Annotated in this window: 11 protein-coding genes; 10 read left to right on the top strand and 1 reads right to left on the bottom strand. The window is 38.2% G+C overall.

What is annotated here, in order from left to right; translation table 11 throughout:
- Positions 1-129: 129 nt before the first annotated feature.
- Both BM086_RS11755 and BM086_RS11750 read left to right on the top strand, forming a co-directional pair.
- Positions 130-852, top strand: a complete 723-nt coding sequence (locus tag BM086_RS11755; RefSeq protein ID WP_175560241.1) for a sulfite exporter TauE/SafE family protein — start codon at positions 130-132, stop codon at positions 850-852.
- A 241-nt stretch (positions 853-1,093) separates the two neighbouring features.
- A complete protein-coding gene (locus BM086_RS11750) occupies positions 1,094-1,909 on the top strand; it encodes a CPBP family intramembrane glutamic endopeptidase (protein ID WP_092326726.1) in 816 nt (271 codons plus the stop codon).
- A 69-nt stretch (positions 1,910-1,978) separates the two neighbouring features.
- On the opposite strand, the gene BM086_RS11745 is transcribed toward BM086_RS11750, so the two are convergent.
- Positions 1,979-3,604, bottom strand: coding sequence for a diguanylate cyclase domain-containing protein (locus BM086_RS11745; protein WP_092326723.1), 1,626 nt, complete (start codon positions 3,602-3,604; stop codon positions 1,979-1,981).
- 396 nt (positions 3,605-4,000) lie between these two features.
- Between BM086_RS11745 and BM086_RS11740 the strand changes: the two genes are divergently transcribed.
- The 8 genes from BM086_RS11740 (at position 4,001) to BM086_RS11705 (ending at position 13,273) form a co-directional block, all read left to right on the top strand.
- Positions 4,001-6,553: a bifunctional diguanylate cyclase/phosphodiesterase gene (locus BM086_RS11740; RefSeq protein ID WP_175560240.1), complete on the top strand. Its 2,553-nt coding sequence runs from the start codon at positions 4,001-4,003 to the stop codon at positions 6,551-6,553.
- Between the two features lie 156 nt (positions 6,554-6,709).
- Entirely contained in the window at positions 6,710-8,350 is a 1,641-nt protein-coding gene (locus BM086_RS11735) for a hypothetical protein (protein ID WP_092326720.1), read from the top strand.
- Positions 8,351-8,632: 282 nt separating this feature from the next.
- A complete protein-coding gene (locus BM086_RS11730) occupies positions 8,633-9,082 on the top strand; it encodes an Hsp20/alpha crystallin family protein (protein WP_092326718.1) in 450 nt (149 codons plus the stop codon).
- Positions 9,083-9,259: 177 nt separating this feature from the next.
- Positions 9,260-11,473: a beta-glucosidase BglX gene (bglX, locus tag BM086_RS11725; protein WP_092326715.1), complete on the top strand. Its 2,214-nt coding sequence runs from the start codon at positions 9,260-9,262 to the stop codon at positions 11,471-11,473.
- Positions 11,474-11,511: 38 nt separating this feature from the next.
- A complete protein-coding gene (locus tag BM086_RS11720; protein WP_092326713.1) occupies positions 11,512-11,736 on the top strand; it encodes a hypothetical protein in 225 nt (74 codons plus the stop codon).
- Between the two features lie 52 nt (positions 11,737-11,788).
- Positions 11,789-12,214 carry a hypothetical protein gene (locus BM086_RS11715; RefSeq protein WP_092326710.1) on the top strand — a complete coding sequence of 142 codons (426 nt, stop codon included), beginning with the start codon at positions 11,789-11,791 and terminating at the stop codon, positions 12,212-12,214.
- A 20-nt stretch (positions 12,215-12,234) separates the two neighbouring features.
- Positions 12,235-12,690: a J domain-containing protein gene (locus tag BM086_RS11710; RefSeq protein WP_092326708.1), complete on the top strand. Its 456-nt coding sequence runs from the start codon at positions 12,235-12,237 to the stop codon at positions 12,688-12,690.
- 193 nt (positions 12,691-12,883) lie between these two features.
- Positions 12,884-13,273: a DUF4342 domain-containing protein gene (locus BM086_RS11705; RefSeq protein WP_092326705.1), complete on the top strand. Its 390-nt coding sequence runs from the start codon at positions 12,884-12,886 to the stop codon at positions 13,271-13,273.
- The last annotated feature ends 142 nt before the right edge of the window (positions 13,274-13,415 follow it).

Raw genomic sequence — 13,415 nt, 5'->3', positions numbered from 1 at the left:
TAGGTGTTAATAAAAAACTATTTTAAAAAATATCATCTGTTTTACCTTGGCACAATAGTGATATGATAGTTTCTGGACTATCCGATTAGGGTTTAAGAAATAAGCAAAAAGGAAATTAAGTAAAACAAAATGATTTTTTGGATTATAGCTGCTTTATGCGCTTTTTATGTAAAAGGACTATGTGGATTTGCAAATACGTTAGTATTCACGTCAATTCTGAGCTTCGGCACGGCAAATATTAATATATCGCCGGTTGAACTTGTGCTTGGATATCCCACTAACCTGATAATAAGCTGGAAAGAGAGGAAATCCATAGATTGGAAAATATGTATTCCGCTTGCAATCATGGTAATAATTGGCAGCCTGGCAGGAGTTGTATTTCTTAAAAATGCAGATATTACTGTCGTTAAAGTGATATTCGGCGTATTGGTCATACTAGTTGGAGCGGAGATGTTCTTTCGAGAAATAGCCGGTAAAAAGAAAGAACAGTCGAAGCTTCTTTTTACTGTAATAGGCGTACTGTCCGGATTTCTTTGTGGAATATATGGCGTAGGAGCACTGCTTGGAGCATACATAGGAAGAACTACTAACGATTCGAAAGCTTTTAAGGCAAATATATGTACTGTGTTCATAATAGAGAATACTTTCAGGATTATTCTTTACAGTATCTATGGTATTATAACCGTGGCTGCGCTAAAGAGAGCTCTTTTGCTTGCGCCATTTATGCTGATTGGACTTGGAGCCGGGATGTTTAGCGCTAAGAAGATAAATGACAGCATAGTTAAAAAGATTGTGATCATAATGCTGATCATTTCAGGAATAGCACTGATTTTGACAACTATAGGAGAATGACATAAAAGTACTACTTGTTGAGGATGACTTTATGTAGATACACTTACATTTATTGTGGCCATTCTGGCAGTAAGCATTGTGTTTCTGTGTGTGTATATACTGGTTTATAAGATTACATCAAGACAGTATTACGAAATCGTGTATGGAACAAATGCTCAGAATGCTTTATAATGTAAATATGTCAACATAATATCTGTATATCGATTATCTTTACTCATGCCTTTGAAAGGAGACGTCTGATATGGAAAAGAAAAAGGGAATTCCTCATGCTATATGCGAGAAAATACCGGTCCTGGCTGTAATACTGGGTATTGCTATTCCATTTTTGATAGCCGGTATTACAGATAGTATAGGAGAGTCTCTGTTTGGAAATGGAGCATTACACTATCTGTTTACAGCTTTCATGGGCATTGTTATTCTGGCTTTAGTCAGGCTGTGGTTTCTTCCGGCATATAAAGGAGCAATAAAACTTCATGCTTCAGCCGGTGAATTGATCAGATTGTTGATACCGTTTTTTGTATATGTTTTAGTTTCTTTAGTGATGTCAATCATCTTTAAAGAGTTTGGATTTGCTCCATCATTGACCAAGCTATGCATGGGGCTTGCAGCCGGATTTGGCGAAGAAGCAATGTTCAGGTCTGCAACGATTCCTATTGGCCTCGGTTATATCAAGTCTGAGAAGAAAGTAGCAATAACACTTGGTATTTCTTGTGTCGTTTTTGGACTATTACATTTGGCAAATATCGGAGCCGGAGGAGCCCCGGCAGTCATTGCATTACAGGCATTTGCAACAATGTTTATGGGCCTTTATTTTGCGATGCTTTTTATATGTTCAGGAAGTATTTTGATACCGATAATCGTCCACAGTTTCTGGGATTTTTATTGCTTTACAACAGATATTACTCTTCAGGATGGTATAATGATGCAGGAAAGCATAACTTTATCATTGCTTCTTGCAGTTCTGGTAAACGTTGCCATTGGCATATCCGCTATCGTTATTTTGTATAAGAATTATGACAAGATAATGAAAATCTGGAATGAAAAATGGAGTAAATAATCAGATAGCCTATTTAAATGCATTCTTGGACTATATGTTCAAGAATGCATTTTTCTGTGTTCTGTACTGTCAGTTTTCACGGCACATTTTTCTTTCGCGCTTATTTTCATACATCAGCATATCTGCGCGCTGCATCATTTTTTGAACAATATTATCTTCTGCAGGATCATAGATAGCAAAGCCTTTTGACAGCGATACTTGTTCCCAAGGGGATTCGGCTGTTGCATTTATATTATCAATGACAATATCCAGTCGCCCCAGGAGAAATTCCAGGTTATGGAAATCTTCGTTTTTCAGAATGATAAAGAATTCATCACCACCAACTCTGTATACTGGGCTTCGCTTGAACACATCACTGATTGCGTGGCAAGCTCTTTGTAAATATATGTCGCCTTTATCATGCCCATACTCATCGTTGATGCGCTTCAGACCGTCACAGTCAAATTCACCCAAGGCAAAATTTGGATCAATAGAGCCGTTATTAATCTGTTCCTGCAGCTCTTCTATAGCAAGTAAGAAGGCTCCTTTATTTCTGACATGAGTAAGAGAATCGATAAATGCCTGCTCGTTCAAGGCAGTAATATGCGCTTTCATATTACCGGATAGTTTTTTGAACGATTTGGTAAGCCTTCCAATTTCATCATCTTTGTTATAACTTATGTTAACATCAAAGTTACCTTTGTCTACCTTCTCTGCAGCTTCGGTAAGTGCTTCAAGAGGTTTGGTAATTAATCCAAGGGAAAAAACCAAAAAGATTCCTGAAGCTACCAGCGCTATAACGGCGCATATTGAAATATTCACAATCAGTCCGCGCCATTCGCCCTGAGTTTCATTAAGGGGAACTGTTATGTTAAGATACATGCCATTACTTAGTGGAAGCCATACTGCCTCTTTTAATATACCATCATAGACATACCTGACCGAAGAACTTTCAGCTTTATTATTGTAGGGCATTTGCTTCTTGGCATCCGATGTGAGATTTGCAACGTCAATATATGGATGGTAAAAAAGTGTTCCCTCCGCATCACTTAGAAAAGCATACCCGTTATCGTAGAAACGTATACTGTCAACCTCTTTTGCCATTGCGGAATAATCAATTTCTATCCCTACAACCCCGATAAATTGTCCCATGTAGTAAATGGGAGCATCATAAGAAATAACCTTAATATCAAGGTTATCTGTGACATAAGGAGATAGCCAGATGGATTTCCCTTCAAATTTAGGTACAGTAAACCATACCAGTTTTGAGGTGTCATTTACATCATAGAGCGTGATATCAGTTACTTCATGTTCACTAAATCCCATGCCATCAAGATTCGTATACCAAAAGCCTTTCACTTTGGATGAAACAGAAGGATCAATGCGGTAATAATATGTCAGAGCACCATTCGTATGAGAAACAACAAAATCAAAATACTCCTGGGCATTTCTCATATGTTCTTCAAGCTGTTCATCCCCAAGCCCTTGCAAATCATTTTCCACAAAGGAAGTGATATCGTTAACCGAGCTCTGAACACTGTCAAAATAGTAATTCAGGCTATACTGCCCATTTTCGCACAGCATAAGAAGCAGCTGATCTGATTTACGACTTGCAGTAGCGCGTATGAAGAACGCACTTAGTAGTGTTATAACCAGAATAACTGAAAATATCACACAGAGCATTGTGACAGTTAGTTTTGTTCTCAGTGAACGCATTACATCACCTCTCGAATAAACGTTAATTGATATACTTAATTATAACATCATACAGTAAAGCATTCATGAAGGAATTTCTAGAGAAAAAAATGAACGTTTTAAAATGAATTACACTTTTTAGGTCCAAAAAGTGTAATTCATTTTTATTTTTGCCCAATATACAGGGAATTTAAAAAATGAATTTAACAATGTTATACATTTAACGTATATAAAGTCATTTACTATGTCGAAAAAACTATCAAAACAACTTTGTTCAATAATAAAATTTTTATGATATTTTTCCCGATTTGCCATATGCTGTACCCCCCCCCGAAATAAAATGTGATAAAATATAGACGTAATACCGTTTGGGTTGCAATAGAGATAATTTACTTAACACTCATAGGAGACAAATTTTTGACTCAAACATTAGCAAATAGAAAAGATCTAGACAAGTACATCATCGAAAATCTTGACAGAGCTATATCTGAGGAATGGATAAAGGCTTATCATCAACCACTCATTCGTGCGGAAAGCGGCAGGGTTTCAGACGAGGAAGCATTTGCAAGATGGGAAGACCCTGAATGGGGTGTTCTGACTCCGGCAGATTTTCTTCCGGTTTTAGAAAAAGAAAAACTTACCTATAAACTTGACCTATACATTGTTGAAAGAGTCCTCAAAAAGATGGTCGGGCAGGCGGAGCACGGCCTTTTTGTGGTTCCCGAATCGGTAAATCTGGCTAAATCAGACTTTGAATGCTGTGACATGGTAAAAGAAATAGCCAAAAGGATTGACGCTTCCGGGCTTTCTCGCGATAAACTATCTGTGGAACTTTCCGAGCAGATTATTTCTTCGGATATGGGATTTTTCAAGACTCAGGTAAATCGGTTCCAAAAAGAAGGAATTACGGTCTGGATGGACGATTATGGAAGCGGACATTCATCCCTTCTGATTCTTCTTGAAATCAAATTTGATCTACTGAAAATAGATAAGATTTTTGTTGATCAGATAGAAAAACATGCAGCAGGGCAGATTATCCTGACTGAGCTTATCAAAACTGCGCTTTCACTTGGAATGTATACCGTGGCAGAGGGCGTTGAAACCAAAGCACAGGCAGATTTCCTGAAAGAAGTTGGCTGTACGAAGCTACAAGGCTATTACTATACAAAGCCTATTTCTTTGGCAGACATTATTAACAGAAATGATACCGGCACTCAGATTGGATTTGAGAATCCTGCTGAGATGGAATACTATGACAAGATAGGAAAAGTGAATCTGTATGATTTGAACATCTCAAGAGGTGATGACGCTTCCTTGAACAATTACTTCGATACTATGCCAATGGCTATCTTTTCATTTGATGAACAGAATGTATACTTTCTCCGCGGTAATAAAAGTTTTAGGGAATTGTTTTCTAATTATCATTTCAATATTTATGAAAAAAGTGTTATTCCGCTAGAATCGTTAAAGCCAGGACCGGGGTATTATGCTTTTAACTGTCTTAGAAAATGCGCCAAAGATGGAAAGCGTGTGATTATAGATGATAGACTGTCTGACGGGCGTGGTATTCAGCTTTTTATCAGAAAAATCGCTGATAATCAAGTTACAGGTGCTTCTGCAGTCGCAGCTGCTGTACTGGCAATAAATGACAAAGCTGTAGATAATCTTACCTATAACTATGTGGCAAGAGCTCTTTCGTCCGATTACATTACTCTTTACTTTGTTAATGTGGATACAGCGGAATATACAGAATATGCTGCTGATGGTGATAGCCGCGATATATCTGAAACAAACAAGGGTACTGATTTCTTTAACATCTACAGGGAAAGTTTTGGTTTTGATGTTCCCAAAGAAGAAAAAAAGCAGTTGCAAAAAGATTTCACCAAAGAAAAAGTAATGCAGGAAATCAGTAAGAAGGGCATCTATTCAACTTTTTCCAAAATAAATATTGGTGGTGCTCTTATTTACGTAAATATCAAAGCTGTCAAAGTCCGTGGCGAGGGCAACTATATCATCGTTGGTATTAATAACGTTAATGAGCAGATGAAAGCAAGAGAAGAGGTGAATCTGGCTAAAGAAGAACGACAGGTTTATTCTAGAATTGGTGCTCTTACCGGAGACATTCTCTATATCTATACAATTGACCTGGATACCTTCAGTTTTGTAAGGTACAATCCAACTAACGTACTTTCGGACATGGGTATGCCTGAAGCGGGCGAAAACTTTTTTGAAGAAGTTGTAAAAAGAATTCCTCAGGGCATATATAAAGATGATGTTGATCAGTTTATTACAGCATTTACCAAGGAAAATGTCCTTAATGAGATTGAAACCAAAGGATTATTTGAAAATCATCACAGGCTCATGATAAATGGAAAACCAAGACATGTCATCACCCGTGCCAATATCAATAGAGAAGATGATAAAAATGTGCTTATTTTCGGTATCATAGATGTAGAGGAAAGAGTAAGACGCGATCAGGAATATGAAAAACATATCTTTGCGGCAGAAAACAAGGCTAACATCGACGAGCTAACCGGTATCAAAAATAAACATGCCTATGCTGATACCGAGAAACGACTTAATTATCAGATTGAACGAAAGAATGTATCCCCGTTTGCTGTAGCTGTATGTGATATAAACGGATTAAAGCAGGTAAATGATACCTTAGGTCACCAGGCTGGGGATAAGTTCATCCGGGATGGATGCATGATAATATGTCATTATTTCATGCATAGCCCTGTTTTTAGGATTGGCGGCGATGAGTTTGCAGTTATTGTTCAAGGCGAAGACTATGCCAACATTGATTCAATCTTAAAGAGTTTTAACCAGAATAATTTAAAAAATAAGGAAAATGGCGATATTGTTATTGCTGTCGGTGCATCAAAATTTGATGGAGATGATAGTGTTTCGATTGTTTTTGAGCGTGCTGACGAAGAAATGTATCAGAATAAGAAAGCATTAAAAGCTTAATAATAGCACATGGACGGTTCGTAAAAAGAGCCGTCTCTATTATTGTTAAGAAAAAAATGTATTAGCTTAAACGTTTGATGGACATATGTAGGACACAGGCAATTATAATTAAAAATGTTAATAGACTTGCGATTGGGTTCTTATGAGGAGGGAACAATGAAGAAGAAATTATTAACATCAGTAATTGGTATTACATTACTCTTGACAGCGTGTGGAGAGCAGGCAGAAGTTACGGAAATCCCAGCGGAAACTGCAAGCGAGGAGGAATCTGTTGCCGAACAGGTTCAAGAGAGCGATGTATCAGTAAATGAGACTGCAGATAATAATTATATAACAGATGATATTATTTCTACAGACCTTATTACTGTTACTATTCCTGATGAACTAAAGGGAACAACTTATGCCAATATCGTCGACGATAGGATTGAGATTTATGACAAGGCTGTGGTAGATTCAGGCTTTCCGGGATTTGTTTTTTCTATCGGCGTATCACCGGACTGCACAGTATATGCGGGGGGCATGTACGTTAAGCAGGGCGAGATATTTGCCTCAGATGGCAAGATTTACAATGTCGGAAAAGGGTATGCTTCTGAAATCCAGTGGGATTATAATGAACCTGATATGCCTGAGAGTTATAAAAAGATTTATGATTCTTCTGACAGCATAATCGCGAATATCCAGGGTGTTGGCCAGAATATGTTTTCATATAAGGCTGGAACAAAGGGTGAGGACCTGTATTTTACTGTTCTTGATAAGTATGTGACAGCAATCAATGAAGGCTGGGATGCATCTAAATTAGAAGAAGAGGGCATGAGTCCTGAAATAGCAGTTATTGTTTCAAACTCAGATAAGCCATTTGAAAACATCGGCTATGCGTATGTTGATATCAATACCGACGGAATAGATGATCTTTTTATTGGTGACATATCAGGCGGCGAGCTTGATGGAGCTGTTTATGACATTTACACTATGGTTGAAAGAGTGGCAACTCATGTTGTAAGCGGAACAGCAAGAAACAGATACTATGGTTACGCTAATTATGCGATTTTAAATGAGTATTCAGGTGGAGCTGCTGAAAACGGATATATCATTTCTACTCTTACACCTAATGATACTGAGCTCTTCTGCCAGGTTGCGTATAAATATGACGCGAATGAAAACGCCGAGAGTCCTTGGTTTACTGCATATAATGACATGAAATGGGAAGCTATGACTGAGGATGATTTTAATGCTGCAATGGATAGGGTAAAAGAGGGAAAGATGACTTTGGAATACACTCCATTAGCGTACGTGGCTGGAATTGATTTTTCAAAGGCTGATATGTCTAAATATGATACTTTTACCCAGATTGTTGACAGCCTTTATCCGGGGATGGCATATGCCAATGTGACAATTGATGAAACTGATGTGCTTCTTGTTGCAAGCGGCAGCTATGACAATCTGGATGGCAATCAGGCAGCTATTGATTCTTCTGCTTTTTGCTATGACAAAGATGGAAAAATAATATTCCTTGGACAAGTTCAGTCCCAGGGCACAGCAAATCCTCTGGCAATCAAGGATGGAAAGCTTCTGGTAGCAGGTCATCATTTTGTAACTAAATATGAAGTAAAAGACGGAAAGCTTTCAGAGTTGATAACAGCTTATGAGGAATATGATGAAGCAGGCAATTCAAAGTACTTTTATGGAACAGAGGCAGGCAAAGGTTACGAGCAGGTTTCAGATGATACAAAGCTTCAGGAATTCTTCAAGGATTATTCAGAGGCAGAGATCATAAATTACCAGGAAGTGGTTAAATGAACATCATTCTTAATTTATAATTCATTAAACAAATAATAAAATGCATATTATTACAAAAAGCCGCTTATCAGGATTAGCGGCTTTTTTGTGCAACTTAAAAAGAAACTTAAAAATGTTGTTAGCACTCTATTGACATGAGTGCTAATTTGTGTTATACCATAGATAGAACAAAGGAACAGAGAAGACCAATAGAACTTAAGGTTCCTAGATCCGAACCCTCCGTCCCAATGCTCAATAACAGTTAACTTTATCAATTGTTTTTGTGCAAAGGAGGTACACATTATGTTAACACCTAGTATTTTTGAAGAGAACTTTATGGATGATCTGTTTGGATTCCCATACATGAAGGACTTTGACAACATGGAACGCAAGCTTTACGGCAGACATGCGAGCAGGATGATGAAGACCGACATCAGGGAGAAGGACAACAATTATGAAGTATCAATCGATCTTCCGGGATTCAAGAAGGAAGAGATAACAGTTGAACTTGACAACGGATATCTGACAATCAATGCTGCCAAGGGGCTTGACAAGGATGAGAATGACAAGAAGGGTAAGCTTATCAGGCAGGAGAGGTATGCAGGTTCTATGACAAGGAGCTTCTACATAGGAGAGAATGTTCAGAAAGAGGATGTTGAAGCAACCTATAGGCATGGCGTACTCACATTGACTGTCCCTAAGAAAGCAATGGAAAAGATTCCTGAGAAGAACCTTATAGCTATAGAAGGCTAAATGTGTTTTGCCCCCAGTCACTCATATAGTGGCTGGGGGCATTTTTTATTGAATATAAATACATCCACACTCGGCGCGATACTTTCGCAAGCAAAACTCTTTTTTATATAGAAATATTGGTAATGATAGGATATGATGTATCAAGAAAACATAATTTGATTATTTGATGAGGTTTTTATGAAAAGAGAAGATTTACTGGCACTTTTATCTGATATGTCATTAGAAGAAAAAATAATGCAGCTTGTACAGGTTCCGGGGCAGACCTATGAAGAATCTGCTGCGGTTACTGGCCTTGCTGATATGGAAAAAGCTGAGAAGTCCAAATATTTGGCAGGAAGCGTATTAGGACTTCACGGCGCTGATAAAATAATTGCAATACAGAAGGACTACATGCAAAAACATCCGCATCATATACCGCTTTTATTTATGCTTGATGTTATTCATGGTCATGACACCGTTTTTCCCTGTCCACTAGCGCAGGGAGCAACATTTGATCCGGAAATATCAAGGAAAGCTGCTGAAGTTCAGGCAAAAGAAGCTTCTGCAGATGGTGTTCAGGTTACTTTTTCTCCGATGGCTGATCTTGTAAGAGATGCCAGATGGGGCAGAGTTGTTGAATCAACAGGAGAAGATCCTTATCTTAACGGGCTCATGGCTGCTGCAATGGTAAAGGGATATCAGGGCGATTCCATTGCGGACAAAGATCATGTGGCAGCGTGTGTTAAGCATTTTGCAGCTTATGGCGCAGCTGAGGCTGGAAGAGATTACAATAATTGCGAATTGTCAGAACATACGCTAAGAGACCAGTATCTTCATGGATACAGACGCCCAATAAGTGAAGGGGCTCGCCTTGTTATGACATCTTTTAACCCCTTAAACGGCATACCTTCATCCGGTAATAAGTGGCTCATGCGCGATATCCTGAGAAAAGAAATGGGCTTTAACGGCGTGCTTATATCAGACTGGGGTGCAATTGGAGAAATGGTTGACTGGGGCTTTGCAGAAGATTTAAAAGATGCAGCCAAGCTTGCTATGGACGCCGGTGTCGATATTGACATGTGCGCTGACAGTTATAGTGATTACCTTGATTCTCTGATAAAAGAAGGTAATGTAAAAGAAGAACTGTTGGACGAAGCCGTTCTGAGAGTTTTGGAACTCAAAAATGACCTTGGACTTTTCGAGGACCCATATCATGGCGCTTCAGCTGAAAGATATAAAGAAGTAAGTTTTTCACCTGAAAGTAGAGAACTTGCTTTAGATGCAGTAAGAAAATCATTGGTACTTCTTGAAAACAGAAACAATGCACTTCCTCTTAATAGTAAGAGTATTGCGCTCATCGGACCATATGTAGATGAAAAGAATACACAGAGTTCATGGGCAATAACCTGTGATGCGGACAAGAATGTTACGCTCAGAACAGCGTTTGAAGAAGCATTTAAGGAAACCGACACAAAAATAAAGTATTCTGCAGGCTGTACGCTGCTTGATAATGATTCAGACCTTGGATTTACCACATATCATTCCGATACTTTTGATGAGGATAATGACAGACTCCTTGCAGAAGCGCTTGAGATTGCAAATTCGGCAGATACCGTTGTTCTTTGTCTTGGTGAGAGTGCATTTCAATCAGGAGAGTCTACAAGTAAGACAAGGATAACTCTTCCGGAAGTTCAGCTTCGCCTGTTTAATGAGATTTGCGCAAAGGGCAAGAAGCTTATAACACTTATCTTTACAGGAAGACCACTTGAACTCAATGAAATCGCAGATAAATCAGATGCTGTACTTATATGCTGGAGACCGGGAACTGAAAGTGGGCATGGAATATGCGATGTTGTAACAGGAAAGGTTTCTCCTCAAGGTAAGCTCCCAATGAGTTTCCCCTGGTATGTAGGACAGGAGCCGCTTTATTATAATAGATTTAATACCGGAAGACCTAAGCCTGTAGAGGGCGATACTATTTTTACAACAAGATATCTAGACTGCCCTAATGAGGCAAGATATCCATTTGGCTATGGTCTTACTTACTCTGATTTTGAAATATCTGAGGTTGTACTTGATAAAGAAAAACTTACAAAGAGCAATCCTGATGATAAGATTACAGCAACTGTAAAAGTAAGCAACGTTGGTGATAAATGCGCTACACAGACTGTACAGCTTTATATTCGCGACATGGTAGGAAGTACAGTTCGTCCAATAAAAGAATTAAAGGGCTTTAAGAAAATAACGCTTAAGCCAGGCGAATCAGCTGAAATTTCTTTTGCAATAACTGATGATATGTTAAAATTCTGGACAGCAGCAAACATTTATGACAGTGAGCCTGGCAAGTTTAGTGTATTCGTTGGTTTTGACAGTGCAACTGAGAATTCACAAGAATTTGAACTATTGGATTAAATAATGTTGTTTAAATCTGATGAGTAAAGGTAACTGCTATGGATCAACAGAAACTCTTTTATAATGTATGTAATGATCTTTGGACCTTTTCAAAGACACTTGATAAGAAGAATAGTGAAATGACAGATGTTGACTGGACAAATGCTATCAGCCTGATGGAAAAAACGGCTGAAAAGTATAAAAGCCTTGGTGAAGAAGAGTACAAGTTGGCATTTTCAACTATGATGAGTGTACTTGATTATTTAGAAAACCGGAAAGATTAAAGTTCTTTTAAGGTTTCTGGTTTATGATTTGTGATAGAACGGAGGTAATACCATGGATAAAATGAGACAATTTGGATATCTGCTGCAGAGCAGGATGGCGCAGGTTTTATATGGGAGAAACGGATTCGATAATATGGCAAGAACAAGTTATATGACTGCTTTTGTCCTTTTGGTCATCAATCTGTTTGCGCAGAATGCTGTAATATATTTTTTATGGGTAGCTCTTTTAGGGTATGCATGTTTCAGAATTTTTTCCAAAAATATATCTAAGAGATATGCAGAAAATCAGAAGTTTATGAGCATGACGGAAATGCCAAGAAAATATATGAAACTGGCAGTATTACAGTGGAGAGACAGGGCAACAAGCAGATATTACATCTGCAAGGGATGCCATCAGCAGATACGAGTTCCAAAAGGGAAGGGACGTATAGAGATAAGGTGTCCGAAATGTGGCGAGCGTTTCATTAAGAAGACCTGACCAGGCCGGAGGAAGTACTTATGATGATGGACCCATACAAAGTTCTTGGAGTCAATCCCGGAGCTTCGGAAGAAGAAATTAAAAAAGCCCATAGGCGTCTTGCCAAGAAATATCATCCTGATCTTAATCCGGGTGATGCAAGCGCTGCAGAGAGAATGAACGAAATAAATGCAGCCTATGATATTCTTACAAGACCCGGAGCTGAGAGATACAGACAAACCTATACCTATACTGAACAACCTACATATGCCCAAAAGGAAGAAAATCCTTTTGAAAATGCAGGAACATATTGGGAGTGGAGCACAGGCGGCTTTAGAAGTAACAACAGCCCTGAGGATAATTGGAATACATGGAATAACTGGACCGGATGGAATAGAACACCTGTATATGGATTTTCGATTCTTGGGAAGATTTTCAGATTTTTTATTATACTTCAGATTCTTTCACTGTTATTTAGATTTTTCCTGTTTTTCTAAGGAAAACTGCTTAAAATGACAGAAAGCTTCTATATTTCCACATTTTGCAAAATAGCGTTTTTCTTTTTGCTGCAAAGAGAATATACCCGTGAATATAATGGATTTATAATTAGTTCATACAACTAAAAAAGTTGATCACTATAAATGAAACCAATAAACAATTAAAAAGTTACTTGGGAAAGGAGACTTGAGTATGAATTTTTCATTAGAAGCTGTTGAAAAGGTAATGGATCAGACAGGAGTTGATTACAAGACTGCAAAGGAAGCACTCATTAAGACTGATGGAGATGCTGATGCAGCAATCAAGCTTATACAGCCGGATACAAAGGATATAGGCGATGACATCAAGGAATTGATTGATAAGCTTAAAAAGAAAGTTGAAGAAGGAAACGCTGACAGAGTTCAGATCAAAAAGGGCGATGAAGTTGTTTTCAGTGTTCCTGTTAATGTTGGAATCGTCGGCGGATTACTTGGACTTGCAGCTGCTCCTTGGGCATTGATTGCCGGATCTGTTGCAGCATTCGGACTTGGATGCAGACTTGAAGTAGTAAAAAAAGATGGAACTACAGATGAAATTAAGTAATAATGAAAGGTATTGAGAAAGCGTGGGATTTACATGAAAATGTGGTCCCACGTTTTTTATTCCTATATCATTGTAGTTATGTTAATATAGGGTGAATTTAATTTATACAAAATAAAATCTATGAAAGAGTGATTTATTTTCA

Origin of the sequence: Butyrivibrio sp. YAB3001, from assembly GCF_900112195.1 — a bacterium.
Lineage (GTDB): Bacteria > Bacillota > Clostridia > Lachnospirales > Lachnospiraceae > Butyrivibrio.
Note: the sequence above shows the minus strand (reverse complement) of the source record. Positions and strands in the feature narration are given on the sequence as shown.

Bases quoted from the DNA above. Each gene is read 5' to 3' on its own strand.
- BM086_RS11755 (WP_175560241.1), top strand. From the start codon at position 130: ATGATTTTTTGGATTATAGCTGCTTTATGCGCTTTTTATGTAAAAGGA.
- BM086_RS11750 (WP_092326726.1), top strand. From the start codon at position 1,094: ATGGAAAAGAAAAAGGGAATTCCTCATGCTATATGCGAGAAAATACCG.
- BM086_RS11745 (WP_092326723.1), bottom strand. From the start codon at position 3,604: ATGCGTTCACTGAGAACAAAACTAACTGTCACAATGCTCTGTGTGATA.
- BM086_RS11735 (WP_092326720.1), top strand. From the start codon at position 6,710: ATGAAGAAGAAATTATTAACATCAGTAATTGGTATTACATTACTCTTG.
- BM086_RS11730 (WP_092326718.1), top strand. From the start codon at position 8,633: ATGTTAACACCTAGTATTTTTGAAGAGAACTTTATGGATGATCTGTTT.
- bglX (WP_092326715.1), top strand. From the start codon at position 9,260: ATGAAAAGAGAAGATTTACTGGCACTTTTATCTGATATGTCATTAGAA.
- BM086_RS11720 (WP_092326713.1), top strand. From the start codon at position 11,512: ATGGATCAACAGAAACTCTTTTATAATGTATGTAATGATCTTTGGACC.
- BM086_RS11715 (WP_092326710.1), top strand. From the start codon at position 11,789: ATGGATAAAATGAGACAATTTGGATATCTGCTGCAGAGCAGGATGGCG.
- BM086_RS11710 (WP_092326708.1), top strand. From the start codon at position 12,235: ATGATGATGGACCCATACAAAGTTCTTGGAGTCAATCCCGGAGCTTCG.
- BM086_RS11705 (WP_092326705.1), top strand. From the start codon at position 12,884: ATGAATTTTTCATTAGAAGCTGTTGAAAAGGTAATGGATCAGACAGGA.